18 protein-coding genes and 1 tRNA gene are annotated in these 18,274 nt (G+C 60.8%); 8 read left to right on the forward strand and 11 right to left on the reverse strand.

Annotated features, from left to right (window positions below):
* The first annotated feature begins 35 nt into the window (after positions 1–35).
* Together K426_RS00605 and K426_RS00610 are read left to right on the forward strand one after the other, a co-directional pair.
* Positions 36–1,904 carry an ABCB family ABC transporter ATP-binding protein/permease gene (locus K426_RS00605; protein ID WP_066552995.1) on the forward strand — a complete coding sequence of 623 codons (1,869 nt, stop codon included), beginning with the start codon at positions 36–38 and terminating at the stop codon, positions 1,902–1,904.
* 233 nt (positions 1,905–2,137) lie between these two features.
* Positions 2,138–3,121 (forward strand): TerC family protein, encoded by a 984-nt coding sequence (locus K426_RS00610; RefSeq protein ID WP_066552998.1) that lies wholly within the window; start codon positions 2,138–2,140, stop codon positions 3,119–3,121.
* Here K426_RS00610 and K426_RS00615 read toward each other — a convergent pair.
* Both K426_RS00615 and K426_RS00620 read right to left on the reverse strand, forming a co-directional pair.
* Positions 3,118–3,516, reverse strand: a complete 399-nt coding sequence (locus tag K426_RS00615; protein ID WP_066553001.1) for an acyl-CoA thioesterase — start codon at positions 3,514–3,516, stop codon at positions 3,118–3,120. The genes K426_RS00610 and K426_RS00615 overlap by 4 nt on opposite strands.
* On the reverse strand, positions 3,516–5,576 hold the full coding sequence (locus K426_RS00620) for a S9 family peptidase (protein WP_066553003.1): 2,061 nt from the start codon (positions 5,574–5,576) through the stop codon (positions 3,516–3,518). Before K426_RS00620 ends, K426_RS00615 begins: the two co-directional genes overlap by 1 nt.
* A gap of 93 nt (positions 5,577–5,669) precedes the next feature.
* Here K426_RS00620 and K426_RS00625 point away from each other — a divergent pair, with 93 nt between their 5' ends.
* Entirely contained in the window at positions 5,670–7,451 is a 1,782-nt protein-coding gene (locus tag K426_RS00625) for an aminopeptidase P family protein (RefSeq protein ID WP_066553005.1), read from the forward strand.
* Between the two features lie 39 nt (positions 7,452–7,490).
* Here K426_RS00625 and K426_RS32810 read toward each other — a convergent pair whose 3' ends face one another.
* Complete coding sequence (locus tag K426_RS32810) at positions 7,491–7,625, reverse strand: hypothetical protein (RefSeq protein WP_254911417.1); 135 nt, start codon at positions 7,623–7,625, stop codon at positions 7,491–7,493.
* 113 nt (positions 7,626–7,738) lie between these two features.
* Between K426_RS32810 and K426_RS00630 the strand changes: the two genes are divergently transcribed.
* Together K426_RS00630 and K426_RS00640 are read left to right on the forward strand one after the other, a co-directional pair.
* A tRNA-Thr gene (locus K426_RS00630) sits at positions 7,739–7,813 on the forward strand.
* A 348-nt stretch (positions 7,814–8,161) separates the two neighbouring features.
* On the forward strand, positions 8,162–8,488 hold the full coding sequence (locus tag K426_RS00640) for a helix-turn-helix domain-containing protein (protein WP_066553008.1): 327 nt from the start codon (positions 8,162–8,164) through the stop codon (positions 8,486–8,488).
* Positions 8,489–8,655: 167 nt separating this feature from the next.
* Here K426_RS00640 and K426_RS00645 read toward each other — a convergent pair whose 3' ends face one another.
* The 8 genes from K426_RS00645 to K426_RS00670 all read right to left on the reverse strand — a co-directional run bounded on the left by K426_RS00645 (position 8,656) and on the right by K426_RS00670 (position 13,777).
* Positions 8,656–8,994 (reverse strand): hypothetical protein, encoded by a 339-nt coding sequence (locus K426_RS00645; RefSeq protein ID WP_066553009.1) that lies wholly within the window; start codon positions 8,992–8,994, stop codon positions 8,656–8,658.
* 362 nt (positions 8,995–9,356) lie between these two features.
* The gene (locus K426_RS32275; protein ID WP_237229861.1) at positions 9,357–9,647 is read right to left on the reverse strand and encodes a hypothetical protein; all 291 of its coding nucleotides are present in this window, start codon (positions 9,645–9,647) and stop codon (positions 9,357–9,359) included.
* 107 nt (positions 9,648–9,754) lie between these two features.
* On the reverse strand, positions 9,755–9,934 hold the full coding sequence (locus tag K426_RS32280) for an acyl-homoserine-lactone synthase (protein ID WP_237229863.1): 180 nt from the start codon (positions 9,932–9,934) through the stop codon (positions 9,755–9,757).
* A 78-nt stretch (positions 9,935–10,012) separates the two neighbouring features.
* Positions 10,013–10,153 (reverse strand): hypothetical protein, encoded by a 141-nt coding sequence (locus tag K426_RS32285; protein ID WP_237230026.1) that lies wholly within the window; start codon positions 10,151–10,153, stop codon positions 10,013–10,015.
* Between the two features lie 7 nt (positions 10,154–10,160).
* Positions 10,161–10,697 carry an autoinducer binding domain-containing protein gene (locus K426_RS00655; RefSeq protein ID WP_237229865.1) on the reverse strand — a complete coding sequence of 179 codons (537 nt, stop codon included), beginning with the start codon at positions 10,695–10,697 and terminating at the stop codon, positions 10,161–10,163.
* Positions 10,698–10,704: 7 nt separating this feature from the next.
* Positions 10,705–11,643, reverse strand: coding sequence for a VOC family protein (locus K426_RS00660; protein WP_066553011.1), 939 nt, complete (start codon positions 11,641–11,643; stop codon positions 10,705–10,707).
* A 1-nt stretch (position 11,644) separates the two neighbouring features.
* Positions 11,645–12,505, reverse strand: a complete 861-nt coding sequence (locus K426_RS00665) for a fumarylacetoacetate hydrolase family protein (RefSeq protein ID WP_066553014.1) — start codon at positions 12,503–12,505, stop codon at positions 11,645–11,647.
* 261 nt (positions 12,506–12,766) lie between these two features.
* Positions 12,767–13,777: a LysR family transcriptional regulator gene (locus K426_RS00670; protein WP_066553017.1), complete on the reverse strand. Its 1,011-nt coding sequence runs from the start codon at positions 13,775–13,777 to the stop codon at positions 12,767–12,769.
* Positions 13,778–13,943: 166 nt separating this feature from the next.
* Here K426_RS00670 and K426_RS00675 point away from each other — a divergent pair, with 166 nt between their 5' ends.
* From K426_RS00675 to K426_RS00685, 3 genes are all read left to right on the forward strand, one after another.
* Positions 13,944–14,960 (forward strand): zinc-dependent alcohol dehydrogenase family protein, encoded by a 1,017-nt coding sequence (locus K426_RS00675; protein WP_158511714.1) that lies wholly within the window; start codon positions 13,944–13,946, stop codon positions 14,958–14,960.
* A 130-nt stretch (positions 14,961–15,090) separates the two neighbouring features.
* On the forward strand, positions 15,091–15,849 hold the full coding sequence (locus K426_RS00680) for an SDR family NAD(P)-dependent oxidoreductase (protein WP_066553023.1): 759 nt from the start codon (positions 15,091–15,093) through the stop codon (positions 15,847–15,849).
* A 137-nt stretch (positions 15,850–15,986) separates the two neighbouring features.
* The gene (locus K426_RS00685; protein WP_082748339.1) at positions 15,987–18,173 is read left to right on the forward strand and encodes a TonB-dependent receptor; all 2,187 of its coding nucleotides are present in this window, start codon (positions 15,987–15,989) and stop codon (positions 18,171–18,173) included.
* Positions 18,174–18,274: the final 101 nt, after the last annotated feature.

Genomic DNA, 18,274 nt, shown 5'->3' on the forward strand with positions numbered 1-18,274 from the left:
GGATAGAGGCGGCAGGAAGCCCTACATAGGCTCCTATGCCGCCATCCACGCCTGACAATTCGCCTCTTCCGCCCGTCTGGGCGACGATGCGGCGCTTCTTTCCCTATCTCTGGCCCGCCGACGCTCCAGCGCTGCGGCGACGGGTCGCAATTGCCATGGCTCTTGTGCTGGTGGCGAAGATCGTCAGCCTGGCCATGCCCTTCGCCTATAAGGGCGCCATCGACCGCATGGCGCCGGGGATGGAGTCCGGCGCAAGCCTCGCCATCGCGCTGGTCGTCGCCTATGCGGGCGCGCGTTTCGGCAGCGTGCTGTTCGACAATCTGCGCAACGCCATTTTCGAACGCGTTGGGCAGGAAGCCGGGCGGCGGCTGGCCGATGACGTGTTCGTCCATCTGCACCGGCTGTCGTTGCGCTTCCATCTCGACCGGCGCACCGGCGCCGTCACCAAGATCGTCGAGCGCGGCACGAAGAGCATCGACACGATGCTCTATTTCCTGCTGTTCAACATCGCGCCGACGGTGCTGGAACTGGCGGCGGTCTGCGTCATCTTCTTCGTGAAATTCGGTCCCGGACTGGTCGCGGCGACATTGGTGATGGTGGCGCTCTATATCTGGTTCACCCGCGCGATCACCGAATGGCGCAACCAGCTCCGCCGCGACATGGTGGACATGGACACAAGCGCCGTCGCCCATGCCGTCGACAGCCTGCTCAATTTCGAGACGGTCAAATATTTCGGCGCCGAGGACCGCGAGGCGGCCCGCTACAGCAAGGCGATGCGGCGCTATGCCGATGCGGCGGTCAAGTCGGAGAACAGCCTCGCCTGGCTCAATATCGGCCAGTCGCTGATCACCAATCTGATGATGGCGGGCGCCATGGGCTATACCGTCTGGGGCTGGAGCCGGGGGCAATTCTCGACCGGCGATGTGGTGCTGGTGAACACGCTGCTCGCCCAGCTTTTCCGGCCGCTCGACCTGCTGGGCATGGTCTATCGGACGATCCGGCAGGGGTTGATCGACATGGAGGCGATGTACAAGCTGATCGATACCGAAACGGAGATCAGCGATGCGCACGGCGCGCCGATGCTGCAAACCCATGCGGGCGAAGTGTGCTTCGACCATGTGCATTTCAGCTATGATCCGGAGCGCGAGATTTTGCATGGGGTGAGCTTCACCGTACCGGCGGGCAAGACCCTCGCCATTGTCGGGCCTTCGGGCGCGGGCAAGTCGACCATCGCGCGGCTGCTGTTCCGCTTCTACGACATTCAGGGCGGGCGCATCCTGATCGACGGGCAGGATATAGCCGGGGTGACGCAGCAATCCCTGCGCGCCGCCATCGGCATCGTGCCGCAGGACATGGTGCTGTTCAACGACACGGTCGGCTATAATATCGGCTATGGGCGCGAGGGCGCGACGCAGGCGGAGATCGAGGCGGCGGCCAGGGCGGCTTCGATCCACGATTTCATCATGGGGCTGCCGCAAGGCTATGCCACGCGGGTGGGCGAGCGCGGGCTGAAACTATCCGGCGGCGAGAAGCAGCGGGTGGCGATTGCGCGGACGCTGTTGAAAGACCCGCCGGTGCTGGTGCTGGACGAGGCGACCAGCGCGCTCGACAGCCGAACAGAAACGGAAATCCAGGACGTGCTGCGCAGCATATCGCGCAAGCGGACGACCTTGATCGTCGCGCATCGGCTGTCCACCGTTGTGGATGCGGATGAAATCATCGTGCTGGAGCAGGGCCGGATCGTCGAGCGCGGGCGGCATGGCGATCTCGTGCGGGCCGATGGTCTCTACGCCGCCATGTGGGCGCGACAGGCGACCGAGCGAGACGATATGCCGGTCGAGCCGGGGATCGAGCCGAAGATCGAAGACCTGTTCGAGGTGGTCGTGCCGGGCGGCAGGGGCTGACCTCTCCAAATCCTTCCCACGCTTTGCATAGGGAGGATTTGATTTCGGGGGCTCTCTCGCTTATTCTCTCCCTCGCGGACCGGGCCCCTCTGGCGCGCTGATGTTGAAACAGCGCGTGATGTCGGACCGCATCGGACATTCCGATGCGCATGACGGCTTGGCTCTCACCACCCCCAACCATCGCAGCGGATTCTCCGATCAACCTTTGTTGTTGAACGAGAGGAGCATATCCCATGGAATTTCTCTTCATGGACTGGCTGGGGACGCCCGCCTGGTTCTGGCTGGCCTTTTTCGCCATCGTCGCGGCGCTGACGGCCTTCGACCTCGGTTTCCTGCACAAGGAGAATAAGGAAATCGGCATCAGGGAGAGCCTGAAGCTTTCCGTCTTCTACATCAGCATCGCCATGGCTTTTGGCGGCTGGGTCTGGTTCGTGCGCGGGCCGGAGCCGGGAATGCAATATTTTACCGGCTTCTTCATCGAAAAGGCGCTGTCGATCGACAATGTCTTCGTCATCAGCCTGATCTTCACCTATTTCGCCATTCCGGCCAAATATCAGTATCGGGCGCTGCTCTGGGGCATCATCGGCGTGATCGTGCTGCGCGGCCTGATGATCGCGGGCGGGGCGATGCTGCTGCATCAGGCCTATTGGGTGCTGTACCTGTTCGCCGCCTTCCTGATCTTCACCGGCATCAAGATGATGTTCAGCGGCGATGAGCCGATGGATGTCGGCAAGAATCCCGCGATCCGCTTTATTTCAAAGCATATGCGGGTGACGCCGGAGCTGCATGGCGAGCATTTCCTGGCGCGCATGGCTGATCCGAAGACGGGCAAGGTGGTGACGGCGGCGACGCCGCTGCTGCTGGCGCTGGTGGTGATCAACTTTGCCGACCTGATATTCGCGGTGGACAGCGTGCCCGCGATCTTCGCGATCACGACCGATACCTTCATCGTCTATACGTCGAACGTGATGGCGATATTGGGCCTGCGGGCGCTTTATTTCGCGCTGGCGGCGATGGTGCATCGCTTCCACTATCTGAAATATGCGCTGGCCGCGATCCTGGTGCTCATTGGCGCCAAGATATTCGTGGCGGACTTCCTGCTGGATGAAGGGAAATTCCCGCCCGCGCTGAGCCTGGGCGTGACCTTCGCGCTGATCGGCGCAGGTGTGGGCTGGTCGCTGTGGAAGACGAGGGCGGAGGAGCGGCGGCTCGCCTAGCCCTCGATAAAGCGGGCCGCGACCTCTGGCGGAACCCGGAGAATGCGGCCCGTTTCCTTGTCGATGATCGCCCAGGTGGACTTGGCCGACACCTTCACCTTGCCGTCCGGGCCGGTGAATTCCATGTGACGGTCGAAGCGCGCACCGCGCGGACCTTGCGGAATCCAGGTCCGGACAGAAACGGTTTCGCCCTGCTGCACATTGCCGCGATAGTCGATCTCATGCCGGGTCACGACCCAGACATAGGCATCGAGATGCGCCGGATCGGCATCGCGGGTCCAATGCTCGGTCGCGACCTGCTCCATCCACTGGACCCAGACGGCGTTGTTCACATGACCCAGAACGTCGATATGCTCGGGGCCTGCGGTGATCCGGGTGGTATAGGTGGAGGACATCAGTCCGCGACGCCCAGTTGCCAAAGGATGAAAGCGAATTCCTCTGCCGTTTCGTGGAGGCTTTCGAAACGGCCCGACTTGCCGCCATGGCCCGCGCCCATATTGGTCTTGAGGATCAGGATATTGTCGTCCGTCTTCGTGGCGCGCAAACGGGCGACCCATTTGGCGGGTTCCCAATAGGTCACGCGGGGGTCGTTGAGGCCGGCCGTGACCATCAGCGGCGGATAGCCTTGCGCGCTCACATTGCTGTAGGGATCGTAGGAGAGGATCGTCTCGAACGCGGCCTTGTCCTCGATCGGGTTGCCCCATTCGGGCCATTCGCCCGGCGTCAACGGCAGCGTCTCGTCCAGCATGGTGTTCAGCACGTCCACGAAAGGCACATGCGCCACCACCGCGCCCCAGAGATCGGGATTGCTGTTGACGACCGCACCCATCAGCTCGCCGCCCGCCGATCCGCCGGAAATGCCGATTTTGCCCTTAGAGGTGTAGCCCAAGTCGATCAGACTCTTCGCCACATCCACAAAATCGGTGAAAGTGTTGATCCGCTTGTCGAGCTTGCCATCCAGATACCATTGCTGGCCGAGATCATCGCCGCCGCGAATATGCGCAAGGGCGAAGGCGAAACCGCGGTCCAGCAGCGAAAGCCGGCTGGTGGAGAAGCCCGGCTCCATCGCGATGCCATAAGCGCCATAGCCGTAAAGACTGAGCGGCGCGCTGCCATCGCGGGGGAGGTCTTTGGGATAGACGATCGACACCGGGATTGGCGTGCCGTCGCGGGCCGGGATCATCAGCCGCTCGGTAGCGTAGCGGGTCGCGTCATAGCCTGATGGAATTTCCTGCACCTTCAGGACTTCGAGTTCACCCGTCGCCAAATCATAGTCATAGATCGTGTCCGGCGTGACCATCGATTCATAGCCGATGCGCAGCTTGGTCACGTCATATTCGGGATTATCGTCCAGCGAGGCCGAATAGCTGGCCTCCGGGAAGGGAATGCGCTTGGGGCTATGGGTGGCATAGTCGCGCAACTCGATCTGGTCGAGGCCGTCCTGCCGCCCTTCGGTGACGTAAAAGCCTTTGAACAGCGTGAAATCGGTCAGGTAGAAATGCGGGTCCGACGCGATCACCTCTTCCCACTGGTCGGGCGTTTCCAGCGTCGCCCTCACCAGCCGGAAATTGGGATGGGTGTCGTTGGTGCGGATGTAGAGCGTGCCCTCATGCTCATCGACCTCATATTCCCGGCCGGGCTGACGCGGGGCGACGAGCAGTGGTTTCGCGGTGGGATTGTCGGCGGGGAGCAGCCAGGCTTCGGTGGTCACATGGTCCCCGGTCGCGATCACGATCCACTTTTCCGAGGAGGTGAGGCCGACCGAGACGCGGAAGCCTTCATCATCCTCATGGAACAGCTCGATGTCGCTTTCCACGCCCTGACCCAGCCAATGGAGGCGGGCATTGTCGGTGCGCCACTGCTCATTGGCGATACCGTAGAGCAGACCCTTGCTGTCGCTCGTCCACACCAGCGAGGACAGGGTGTCAGGGATGATCTCAGGCAGAAGTTCGCCGGTAAAGAGGTCCTTGATCCGCGCCTCGAACCGCTCCGAGCCATTATTGTCGATGGCATAAGCGAGGTAACGCCCGTCCGGGCTGACCGACATGGCGCCGAGGCGGAAATATTCATGCCCCTCCGCCAGAGCGGGTTCATCGAGGATGAGCTGATCCTCCCCCCCGGCGACGGGCTTGCGATACCATTTGCGATATTGCGCGCCGATCTCGAAAGCACGCCAGTAGATATAGTCGCCGTCCTTCTGCGGGACCGAGCTGTCATCTTCCTTGATGCGGCCCTTCATCTCCTCGAACAGCGCGTCAGTCAGCGCCTTGTGCGGTTGCATCGCGGCTTCGAAAAAGGCGTTCTCTTCCTCCAGATAGGACAGCACCGCCTTGTCCTTCACCTCCGGATAGCCGGGATCGCGCAGCCAGGCATAGGGATCCTCCACCGTGATGCCGTGATGGGAGAAGCTGTGCGGGCGGCGGTCGGCGGTGGGGGCTTTGGGGGAAGCGGTCATTCACTATCCTGATCTGGCGAAACGATATTGGTCTGCTTATGTTGGCGGCCATAGGCCCTGTGCAAGAGGGGCGACAAGTCCAAGGGAAATTTGATGTCTACGCATGAAGACCGGCTGAAAGCCCTCCGCGCCCAACTGGTGCGCGATAAATTGGATGGCTTTGTCGTGCCGCTGACCGATGAGTATATGAGCGAATATGTCGGCGCCTATGCGCAGCGGCTGGCCTGGTTGACGGGGTTTCAGGGCTCGGCGGGCAGCGCCGTCGTGCTGCCGGAGGAAGCGGCGATCTTCGTCGACGGGCGCTATACGCTCCAGGTGCGCGAGCAGGTGGACGCGGCGCACTGGCAATATGAGAGCGTGCCGCAGACATCCGTGGCGGCCTGGCTGGGCGAGCATGCGCCTGCCGGTGGCCGGATCGGCTATGACCCGTGGCTGCACACGCGCGCCTGGGTGAAGGCGGCGAACGAGGCGCTGGCCGAACGCGGCGCGGCGCTGGTGGCGGTGGACACCAATCCGGTCGATTCGGTGTGGCCGGACCGCCCCGCCCCCAGCGAGGCCAAGCTGGTGGTGCATGACGACCGCTATGCCGGACAGTCGGCGGCGGAGAAGCGGCAGGCGATGGCCGATTGGCTGACCGCGAAACACGCCGATGCGGCGGTGCTGTCGGCGCTCGATTCGCTGGCCTGGACCTTCAACATCCGGGGCAAGGATGTGGAGCGGACGCCGGTGGCGCTCGCCTATGCCATCGTCCATGCCGATGCGACGGCGGACATCTATGTCGCGCCGGAAAAGATCGATGAGACGGTGGTGAAGCATCTCGGCAATGCGGTGCGGGTGCACGACCGGGCCGATTTCGCCGGAGCCTTGGCGGGCTTTGCGGGGAAGACCGTGGCGGCAGACCCCGAGCGTGCGGTGGCGGCGATCTTCGAGGCGCTGGAGGCGGGCGGCGCGACCGTGCTTTCCTTGCGCGATCCTGCGGTGCTGCCCAAGGCGGTCAAGAACCCGGTCGAGATTGCCGGCCATAAGGCGGCGCAGGCGCGGGACGGCGCGGCGTTGAGCCGTTTCCTGCATTGGATCGCGGTCGAGGCGCCCAAGGGCGGCGTCGATGAACTGGGCGCGGCGGCCAGGCTGGAGGCGTTCCGCAAGGAGACCGGGTTGCTGGAGGATCTGTCCTTCGACACCATTTCCGGCGCGGGACCGAACGGCGCCGTGGTGCATTACCGGGTCGAGGAAAAGACGAACCGGCCGATCGAGACCGGCAGCCTCTATCTGGTCGATTCGGGCGGGCAATATCGCGACGGCACCACCGACGTGACGCGCACCATCGCCATCGGCACGCCAACTGAGGAAATGAAGCACCGCTTCACGCTGGTGCTGAAGGGCCATATCGCGCTCGGCCGGGCACAGTTCCCGAGGGGAACGCGGGGCGGCCAGCTCGACGTGCTGGCACGGCAGTATCTTTGGGCTGAGGGGCTGGACTACGCCCATGGCACCGGCCATGGCGTCGGCAGCTTCCTGTCGGTGCATGAAGGTCCGCAGAGGATCGCGACCTTCGGCGGCGGCGACGAGGCGCTCCAGGCGGGCATGATCCTCTCCAACGAGCCGGGTTATTACAAGACAGGCGAATATGGCATCCGCATCGAAAATCTGGTGCTGGTCGAACCGCGCGACGTGCCGGGCGCCGAACGGGAAATGCTGGGGTTCGAGACGCTGACCTTCGCGCCGATCGACCGCAACGCGATTGCCGTGGACTTGCTGACCGGCGAAGAGCGCGCCTGGTTGGATGCCTATCATGCCAAGGTGATCGAGATCGTCGGGCCACAACTGGAGGGCGATGCGCTCAACTGGCTAAAGGCTGCCTGCGCGCCTTTGTAGGCGGCTCATGCGGGAGCACAGCGCCTCCACCGGCCCGGTCTACTCTTTGGCGTCGGTGGAGTTTCGAGGGCTGTCCGCGTCGCGCGATTCGCGTGACTGGGCCTTGCGGCGACGCAGATTGTCCCGCAATGCCTGCGCCAAACGCTCTTTTCGTTCGTCCTGATCGTTTGCCATGGCCCGCCCTTAATCAAATTGCATCTTCCGCCGCAAGCCGCCTTGACATGGGCCGATGAGGCGGCCATAGGCCCGGCTCCGCTGGCGCGATATAGCCAGATGGATGAAATAGTGCTGCCGTAGCTCAGTGGTAGAGCGCATCCTTGGTAAGGCTGAGGTCGTGAGTTCAATCCTCACCGGCAGCACCATTTTTCAATGACATAGCGATCCATTCCTTCTCCAGAAGGCGCCCTGGGCGCAATTCGGATAATGACTGGGACTGTGTTGTTAGGATACAGGTTTCCATCGATCCGTGATGCCGCTCATGCGGAATGGCGCTTGCAAGTTCCCTGGGGCTCGGCACATGCCTTATGCTCGGCATCCCACGCGGACTTTATGATCGGGGCTTGGGCGCGCGCCTATGGTTTCTGCGAAAACGGGGAACATATCGAAAGCCGACGTGGCGCTGTTGCGTGAAGCGGCAACCAAAGCGTTGAAATGGAATGGCGAGGAACGGGACCGGCTGGGGGCGTCGGGAATGCTGGTGGAGATCGAAGATGGCGACGAAGGATAAAGGCTATCGCAGCGAGATCGCAGGCGCGATCCATGAAATGATGAGTGACGCGCACGACGCGGGCGTAGTGTCGCGTGCAACGCTTCGCACTTTTGACGAGGCGCGCCTTGCTCCCGCTCCGACACTCGCGGGCGATGAAATCCGCGCGATCCGCGAGCGCGAGCATGTCTCACAGCCGGTGTTTGCGGACTATCTCAACGTATCGCGCAATCTGGTATCCGATTGGGAGCGCGGCGTGAAGCGCCCCGGTGGCTCCGCCTTGCGTCTGCTGTCCATCATCCAGCGCAAGGGCTTGCAGGCCGTCGCGTAGCTGCCCCGCATCGCTTTTAACCTGATTTTCGACGGGGCGCCCGTTTCTTAAGAAAATGTCGCTACATCACTAGGAGCAAGTTGGTAGGGACATTGATAACCCCGGATTCACCGTGCTGTTATGCGAGAGCCCGGGGGGCGTCCTGGTCGCGATACAGCTCGGCAACGTCACGGAGCGGCAAGTCCCGCTGAGAAGCTGGGAGCTTCGGGTCGCTGCCCGAGGAGCTGGAGCCAGTCAGCCACGGCGGCCTTGAGAGCCTTACAGGGCCGCTCGAAGCCCAGCGCGTCCTCCGGGTTCCGAACAAACCGTTGCGCCTTAAGGAGCTGTTCGGCGCGGTCGATCCACTCCTCCATGATTGCGTCTGTGTCACTCTCGCCTTGCCCGCAGACATAATTCGAGAGCTTCTCCTCCCAGAAGTGGCGCGACGGGATCGCGAAGCCGTCACCACGAGCTTGGAGGGACACTTCGTCGGCGGCGTGCCATTGCTGCACGAACAGCTTGGCCATGCAGCCGATGTTCTCAGATGTTAGCCTATCGAAGGCAGAGGTCGCCCTCAGTCGCTTCACATTCCGCGTTTGCCTCCTGATAAATTTGGAGGGCGTCAGGCTCGGCTATGGATTTTGCCTTTAGGCTCCGCTTCAGTTCCGTGGGCGGAGAGGTCTTGCCCTCCGGGTACGTCCAAATATGGGAGAAGCTCAGGCGGATACATTCGCCGGAACGAGAGACGGCCCGTTTTCTTGTCTTTCATGACGTGAGCCAAGAGGTGCCCCATGTCGCGAATTATACCCCTTCTTGTACCGCATTTTTCTGCGATCAGGGCCGTATTTTCGCTGAAATCCAAGGTTTACAGAACCTCGGAAAGAAATGGTCAGCGCAGCCGCTCTGGCGTGTCGGAGCGGACGTGGATCAGAAAGGCACCGATCGGGCCGCCGGGGATGCCAACGGCGGGTCCGAGTGGCTCGGCCTGCCATCCCATGGTGAGCACTTCCTTGCGAAACGAGTCGGGGATGACGCCCGTGTAGCGCTCCATACCGCGCTCGAGCGCAACATCGACCATCGCGGCGAAGAGCAGGTTGCGCAGTTCTCGGCGCCGTTCGGCCTCATGGCGCTGGGGCAGGCACAGCCGAGTACTTTCCCAGGTGCCGTGATCAACGGGCACGCCAAGCGGGCAGAGATAGGAAAGAGGGTGCCGAGCATGTGCGGCTGGGTGCTCGGGAAGAGCCGGATAGAGGCGGCGTGTCTGCCATTCTCGTCGGCGGCGATTAGCTAGACGGTGTGGCAATTATCGAACTGGTCGATCTCGTACTGGCCGTCGACGACCGGAACATCCCAGCCGAACAGATCGACGAATAGGCGCTTGCGGTCGGCGAACATGGATTGCAGCAGCGTCCGGTTCGCCGGAGCCAAGTGGTTGTCGATGACGTGGATCATGAGAACTGTTCCCAATCGTGGTCTCATCCACGAGAAGAGCAGCGGGCAGGAACTTAAAATAGACCGAGTGATTACTCGAAATAGACCGAGTGATTACTCGGGTTGACGCCGCAATTCGTCGATGCCGACCTCTCCCGCGAGGACCGCGCTGACCACAAGCTCAGTCCGGTCGCGCGCAGAGAACAGACGCCGTGCCTCGGTGAGGTAGCCATCGATGGTTCGAGGCGTCAGCACCAAAGCTCTAGCGATCTCCTTGTTCGAAAAGCCGCGGAAACGCAAAGACCCCGATCAACTGCGACGATCCCAAGTACCGTTCGACGCGGTTCAGGATCCGTGTTCCGGCAAACGTGCATGACCCGATCGGATCGCCTAGACGGTGAAAGGGAACAGTGATTCCTTGGTTCAATCCTTCGCGCGCGCCGATTTCGAGAGTGGCGAGGTCGTAGCGATCGAGATGCATGAAGGTCGGCACGTCCGACCATATGAAGGCACCCCCGGAGAATATGCATCCGCGAATGACGGGATCGCGCCGAAAAGTCCTGTTGGAAAACAGGCGCTCCACTATCGCGGAGGGATAGTCCTTGAGATCGACGATGTCGTCGCGCGGTATCTGCAAATCTGCATGATGAATGAGAGCATAGTAAGAGAAGCCCATCTCGCGGGCGACGTTTGAAATCAGCGTTCTTAGGTCGGTTGCGCTTGCGATGGTTCTTACGGATCGCACAAAATCGTCTGTGACGGAGACGATGTTGTTTGAAACGATCCCGACTGTCGGCAAGTCAACCTCACAGACTACCCCCGCAGCTTTGTTCGATTTCGAAGTTTGTTGCGATATCGGTTGGCGGCGACGGCCCCCACAGAAACGCGCTGTCTTCCGGCGGATGGTCCTCCGCCTGCCATTGGGCGTCGGCAGCTATGTAATCCATGTCTGCCGAATATTCCGCGAAGCCTCCCCAGGGATCACGGACATAGTGGAAGTAGTTTGAGCCCAGGACGTGCCGACCGAGACCCCATCCGGCCGTATAGCCAGCTTGGCCCATCTGCATCGCTCCCAATCCTACATCCGCGAGCGTGCCAACGTCCCAACTTGAGTGATGCAGTCCTCTCCCATCCGAGCGAAGAAAGGCAAGCATATGATGCTCGCTTCCATGACGCCCGTGAAGGAACGCGACGGCGTCGCCGGATCGGTCCGACAGCCGCATACCGAGGCGGTTGCAGTAGAAATCGATCGCAGCAGGGACGTCGGGCGTAAACAGAGCGATGTGGGCCAATCTTCGCGGCCGGACCTGCGTCCGCGCTCCTCTGGCAGACGCACCGCGCTCGCGCGAAGCTCGTGCTCCGATATCGAAGGTCGCTTTAGCGTCGGGTGACGTTTTCGAGGCGACTGCGAGCTCTATGGGCAAACCGTCTGGAGCTGCGCACCACAAATCCCCTCCCGCGTTGGCCGGCGCGGGGATGCGGGCAGAGTCTATCTGGGCGACAAGCCGGTCGAGATCTTTCTGGTAGATGCCGAGGCGTATCGCCAGCAACCGCTTGGCAGAGCCCTGCCGGATGCGTCCCCAGACATGTGCGTCTCCGAAGGTTCGGAGCGTCAGCGCATCCCCCTCCGCGCAAACGTTCAGTCCGAACGTCTCGTAAAATCTACGCGCTTCTCCAAGGTCGGGAACCTCCAGTTCAAAGCGATCGAGCGAATGAATGCCTGCGGTGGCGAGCGAGGAATCCATTTCAGACCGCCTCGGGCACCACCGGATTGCGTAGCACGCCGATCCGCTCGATTTCCACTTCCACGACGTCCCCTGCCTTCATGTGCAGCGGCGGTTTCCGCACATGCCCGACTCCGGACGGAGTGCCAGTCACGATGACATCGCGGGGCTCAAGCGTGATCGCCTCGCTGATGGAAGCAATGAGCTTGGCAACGTCGAAGATCAGTTGATCGGTGGACGATTTCTGAACGGTAACGCCATTCAGGCGGGTTTCGATCGCGAGACCACTAGCACCCGGAGGAAGCTCGTCGGCCGTGACAAGGAACGGCCCGAACGGGCCGGTTCCGTCGAAATTTTTGCCGATCATCCATTGCGGATTGCGAAGCTGATAGTCGCGAATAGTGGCGTCGTTAAAGACACTATATCCGGCAACGTAGTCGAGGGCGTCGCCTTCGCTGATATATCGCCCCGACTTGCCGATGACCGCCGCCAGCTCGCCCTCAAAATCGAGTGCGGTCGACACCTTTGGCAGCCAGATCGACGCTTTTGCTCCGATCACGCTGGAGGCAAACCGCGAGAATAACACGGGATACTCGGGGATCTGGAGGTTGGCCTCCGCCGCGTGATCGGCGTAGTTCAAGCCCACGCAGATAATCTTACCCGGCGTGCATGGCGGCAGAAGGACGAGTTCGTCAAAGTCCAGCGGCTTACCCTTGAGGGCCAAAGTCTGGGCGGCGTCGGCAAGCGCTGTGGGTGTCCCGTCGATCAGGTCGTCGAGCGATCCCGGATAACGAGGATCGCCGACACTGAGTCCGAGAATTTGGCCGTCTTTCAGTATCGCTACACCATGCGTACCGTCTTTGACGTACGAGAGAAATTTCATGTTGATACAACCTCAGGGGTTAGACTCTGCTGTTCGCGATCGGTGGACGGCCGATGATGGACATCGACCGAGCCGGCGGCGGCTCTGGACTGCGGGCCAACCTACCTATGGCGAGCAGAACAACGTCCGCGTCGCTCGAAGGGCGCGGAGCGGCTCGCCAATTCGATCCTCTCCATGCCGGGCGGGTTTCGACCTGCAACTCTGGATCGGAGTGGATCAACAAAGCACTGCTGACAAATTAATATCAGTCCATCTGAATATTCATTGGGTCGATAATGTCCTTGCAGGACTCTCGATTATGTCAGCGCCCGGACCGTCCATTCGGGCCTCCGGCAGCGAGGGCGCTCCACTGTCATTGCCGATCTCGGCGAGGATCTCTCGGATGAACAGATGACCGGGATCCTTGTCGTTTCTCTTATGCCACCACTGACAAACGATGTTGATATCGACCTCGACCGGAAGAGGGACGGCGCAAAGAGATGGTCGGCCATGGAGAAGCCACGGCACGCTTTTGTCGGGTACGGTCGCCACGAGTTCGCCCGCTTCGACGATCTCGGCGAGGACGATTGAGTGAGGGATCGAAAGCGCATCCCGTTTTTTCGATCGGTCGCTTCCCAAGGCGCGTGCGATCGGATCGCTCGAAGCGCCGGGAGCCTGAACGGTAACGTGCGCCGCTCGCAGATAATTCTCGTAGCTTAGCATCGCTACCCCATTTGGAACTTGCTCGATCAATGGATGATCACTGCGCAGTAGGACGGAAAAACTGCTTGAATGGATGTGCTGGAAGCTGAAGCTGGGGTTCAGTTGGAACCGGCCAATGGCGATATCGATCTCCCCGGTTTCCAAAAGATCCTCGTAGTTGACGAGTCCATGCTCGACCACGTGAATCGAGATGCCCGGCGCTGTGCGGGCTAGCGTCTGCATCAGCTTTGGCAGGAAGATGATCTCGCCCACATCGGTCATGGCGATGCGAAACTGGCGCGTCGAGGTCGCCGAGTCGAAGCTCGTGCTGGTGGCTACGCCGGCCCGGATGATGTTCAGGCCCAAGCCAACTGCTTCGGCGAGCAACATGGCTTTACGCGTCGGCTCCATGCCGCCGGCGCCGCGCACGAACAGCGGGTCGTCGAAAAGACGGCGCATGCGGTTCAGCGCGCTGCTGACCGCCGGTTGGGAAAGGCCGAGCTTGTCTGCCGCCATCGAGACGCTCCTGTCGCGGTGGATCGCTTCGAACACCCGCAGGAGGTTAAGATCGAACGTCCGCAGATTGATCATGTGGCCTCGCTACTATTCACTGCATCAATAAACGATCAGTCCAGTATCGATTTGTCAAGCTGCTGCCCCAAGCAGATAAGAAATTGGAGCGCACCAGATGGGCTGCGTCAGCAAACAATTTCGAGCGCGTGGCCAACCTGCGCGCAAAAACGAGAGGGCGGGGATCTTGCGGCTCTGGACAGTAACTGAACCTTGGGGGCCGGAAGGCCTGACCCTGGACGAAACGGCTGATCCGATGCCCGGCCGGGGTGAAGTTCGCGTCCGTTTGCGTGCCGCATCACTCAACTATCGCGACCTCTTGATCGTGCGCGGACGCCATGTCGGCGGCGCGCTCAAACATGGCGCTCCGATCATCCCGATCGGCGACGGCTGTGGCGTAATCGATATGGTCGGCGAGGGCGTGGAGCAGCATCAAATCGGCGATCGGGTCATCCCGCTTATGGTTCCCAACTGGCGCTCTGGTCCCGTCTCACCTGCAAAAATGGCCGGTGCGCTTGGATTGCATAGCCCCGGCCTCGCGCGCGAACTCGCCGTCTTTCCCGAGAGGCACCTTATCAAGGCGCCTTCTTACCTCTCGGACAGCGAGGCCGCTTGCCTCGCTTGCGCTGCGCTGACCGCCTGGTCGGCCTTATTCGAAGGTCCGGGATTGCGGCCCGGCGACGTCGCAGTGATCCAGGGCACAGGCAGCGTGTCGCTCGCCGTGCTGCAATTCGCGAAGGCGGCAGGTCTGCGGACGATCGTGACCTCATCCTCCGACGACAAATTGGCCTCTGTCCTCGCTTTGGGGGCGAACCACGGAATCAACTACCGGACCGTCCCCAACTGGGCTGGCGCCGTGAGAGACCTGACCGACGGCGTCGGCGCGGACTTCGTTCTCGACATGGGCGCGGTTGGCAGCCTCTCGGAGAGTCTTCGCGCCATTCGGATGGAGGGACAGATCGCCGTCGTCGGGATCCTCGAAGGCGGATCAGCTATAGACCCGGCCCAATTTCTGGCCAGCGCCGCAAGGATCAGGGGCATCACGGTCGGCTCGGCAGAGATGTTCGACGCGATGGTGCGGGCACTAACGCATCATGAAATTCATCCTGTCGTCGGGACGGTCCTTCCCTGGACCGAAGCCCCTGCAGCGTTCGAAATGCTCAGCGACGGCAATCAGTTCGGAAAGATCGTCTTGGAGTTCTGAGCAGTAACTGAGCACGTTCATATCAATATTTCGAACATGCAGGAAATGCCTGTCGAAAGAATGCTGTTTATCGTGAGGCTTTAACCGCCCCAATCGAAGAGCAGCTGCAATGGAGGGAGTTTGATTGGTGATGAGTCTCGAAGGAAAAACGGCGATTATTACCGGAGCGGCCGGCAATATCGGCTCGGCCACGGTGCGCTTGTTCGCCGAGCGCGGTGCTAATGTTGTAGCGATCGATCAACCGAGCAGCGACTTCTCCAGCATTACCGGCGATGGGCCAAATCGCGCTTCCATCATCGTCCAGCCCGCCGATGCCCGGTATCCGGACCAGGTTTCGGCCTATGTCGACACGGCGATGCAGCGCTTTGGCAGGATTGACATTTTTTTCAACAATGCTGGCATCATAGGCCCGATGAAATTCATCGACGACTACACGCTCGATGATTTTCGGACCATCATGGACATCAACGCGACCGGCGTCTTTCTGGGCCTCAAGGCCGTCCTGCCGATTATGTATCAGCAAACGTCCGGCAGCATCATCAATACCGCGAGCGTCGCTGGGATCGCCGGCTCGCAAGGCAGCATCGGCTATGTGGCATCGAAGCATGCCGTCGTCGGGCTCACGCGCGCGGCAGCACTGGAAAGTGCCGCTCGAAATGTCCGGGTCAATTGCATCGCGCCCGGACCCATCGCTGGGCCGATGATCGACTCCGTCGACCGGGGCCTAGGTCGATACGACGCTCCTGATCGCATGGCCTACGTTCCGGCGAACCGATACGGCCGGCCAGATGAGGTTGCGCGCTTAGTCGCGTTCCTTGGCGGGGACGAGTCCGGCTTCTGTAACGGCGCCGTCTACACGATCGACGGCGCGAAGACGGCCGAGATCTGAAGCCGGAGCGGTCGAGTCCGGGCGATCGCATTCGCCCAGGCCGAAAGCCTTGAGCTTCACGGAAAATATAGCCGCAGGCCAATGCCACCAGCGGACTGAACACGAAACTATCAAGACAATAAACTGGAGGGGATGTGATGAGGTACTTGGCTCTTTCGACGATGGCGAGTTGTGCTGCAATGATGATTGGAACGCCTGGATATGGGCAAACTGCTGCCCAGGGTGCCGACGCGCCGGCGCAGGGATCTGACGCGTCGCCCGATGGCGAAGTGTCGACCACCGGTCTCGCCGACATCGTCGTGACAGCGCAGAAGAGAAGTCAATCGGCGCAGAAGACACCTGCAGCGGTCACGGCTCTCAGTAGCGAGATCCTAGTCTCTCGGGGCCTCGTCGATCTAGCAGCGATCAACAATGTCGTTCCTGGGGCTCGCTTCAACCAAGAAGGGAACAGCATGCAACTGTTCCTTCGCGGCGTTGGGTCCAATCTCGACATCGCGAATATTGAGCCGGTGGTTAACTTCAACGTCAACGGTGTCTTCATCCCCCGTGAGGGCACAAGTGCGCCCTTGTTCGATCTTGAGAGTATCGAAATATTGCCGGGACCGCAGGGCACTCTCTACGGGCGAGGTGCACTCGGCGGTGCGGTCAACGCAAACTTCAAGAGGCCAACGCACGAATTGTCGACCGACGCCATTCTTGAAGTGGGCAACTATAATCTCGTGCATGGCACGGTTACCCAGAACATACCGATTTCAGACGTCTTGGCCGTGCGTCTTGGTGGGGATTACATCTATCACGAAGGCTATATGAAGTCCGGCGCCTATTCGAAGGATGATTTCGCCGGGCGAATTGGCCTGCTCTATGAGCCCAATCCCGACCTGAAAATCTATCTCTGGGGCCAAGGGGTCACGAAGAACGGCTCTCCCGCGAATGCGGTGAACAAGGGGCTCGATCCCGTAACCGGGCAATACAACGAAAGCGCGTTCCTGAACAAGGATCCATGGAACGACCTACGGACTCCCGCGCAAATCGCGCAAGCTCAATCGGTTCCTGGTTTGGGCGGCCTGTTTTTTCAGCCGCGAAAAGACGACCAGACCTATACCTTCCTCTCTACCGGCGGTCAGATTGACCTTCGGCTGGGCGACGGGCTCACCCTTTCCTACATCCCATCGTACCTCTACCTGAAATCCAGCGAGAGACACTGGAATGGCGTCCTTGAGTCACAGACCGACGCGAAATACCGTCAGGTCACGCAGGAACTGCGGCTGTCGTCGGATGGTCCGAACCTTCAATGGCTAGCCGGGATATACGCCTTCCAGCAACGCAATTCCGGCTTCATTATCCTCGCGCCGGACGTGGCGAACCTGTTCGTCACCAATGTGCTCTACAACAGGATCCAAGGTATAGCGGGCTTTGGGCAAGCGACCTATGCGATTGCGTCGGGTTTGCGGCTTACGGTCGGCGGTCGCTATTCGATCACCGGCAAGAAGGCCAACGGCATCTCCCCCGGCGATCCAAATCAGACGCCGTACTTTTTCGATCGGACGTTCCGGCACTTCGATGTCAAAGCCGGTTTCGAATACGATATCGCGCCGCGGGTCATGGGATATTTCACCTACCAGACCGGCTATCAGGCAGGAACGTACAACGAGTTTCCGGCCACCTCGACCCAAGACAACCTCGTCAAGCCGGCCGACCTCGACTCCTTCACAGGTGGCATAAAGAGCCGATTCCTAGACAATCGGCTGCAGGTAAATGTTGAGGGATTTTACTATAAATACACCAACCTTGTCCTTCAGTCCTTCGATCTAAGCAAAGTGTACAACGAGATTTTCAACGCGAAGCGTGTGGAGATTTACGGCGGCCAGCTTGATGTGACGTTGAGGCCGACTTCCAACGATATGATGAGCGTGTCGGTGAGTTACGCGCATGCGCGAAACAAGGACTTCGTGACCCCCGATGGCTCAAATTTCAACGGTTTGCAGCCCCCCTATGCGGCGGACTGGACGATCGTCGGCAACCTGTCACATGATTTCTCACTGCGGAACGGCTACATTCGCGCCGCGGCCGATGCGCGATACGAGAGTCGCTGGTGGGCCGATTATCTGCACAATCGCGGCACCGAACAGAAGCCAAGCGTGATCGTGAACGGATCGATCACCTACTATTCCGAGGGTGGTCGCTGGGATCTTGGCATCTGGGCCAAGAATCTTACCAACGAGGCCAAGATTGCGGCCGCCGCAGCCAACGGCTTCCCCGGCCCTGCGTCCGGCTTCCTGATCGAACCGCGTACATTCGGCGGTCGTCTCGGGCTGCATTTCTGATGACGGATATCAAACCGACCATGATCGAGCCGGCGATCGATGACCTTCCATGCACGAGGCGCGTCGCCGCCTCGCCTTTTTCCCAAGCTGCCAACGAGGAT

Origin of the sequence: Sphingobium sp. TKS (genome assembly GCF_001563265.1) — a bacterium.
GTDB lineage: Bacteria > Pseudomonadota > Alphaproteobacteria > Sphingomonadales > Sphingomonadaceae > Sphingobium.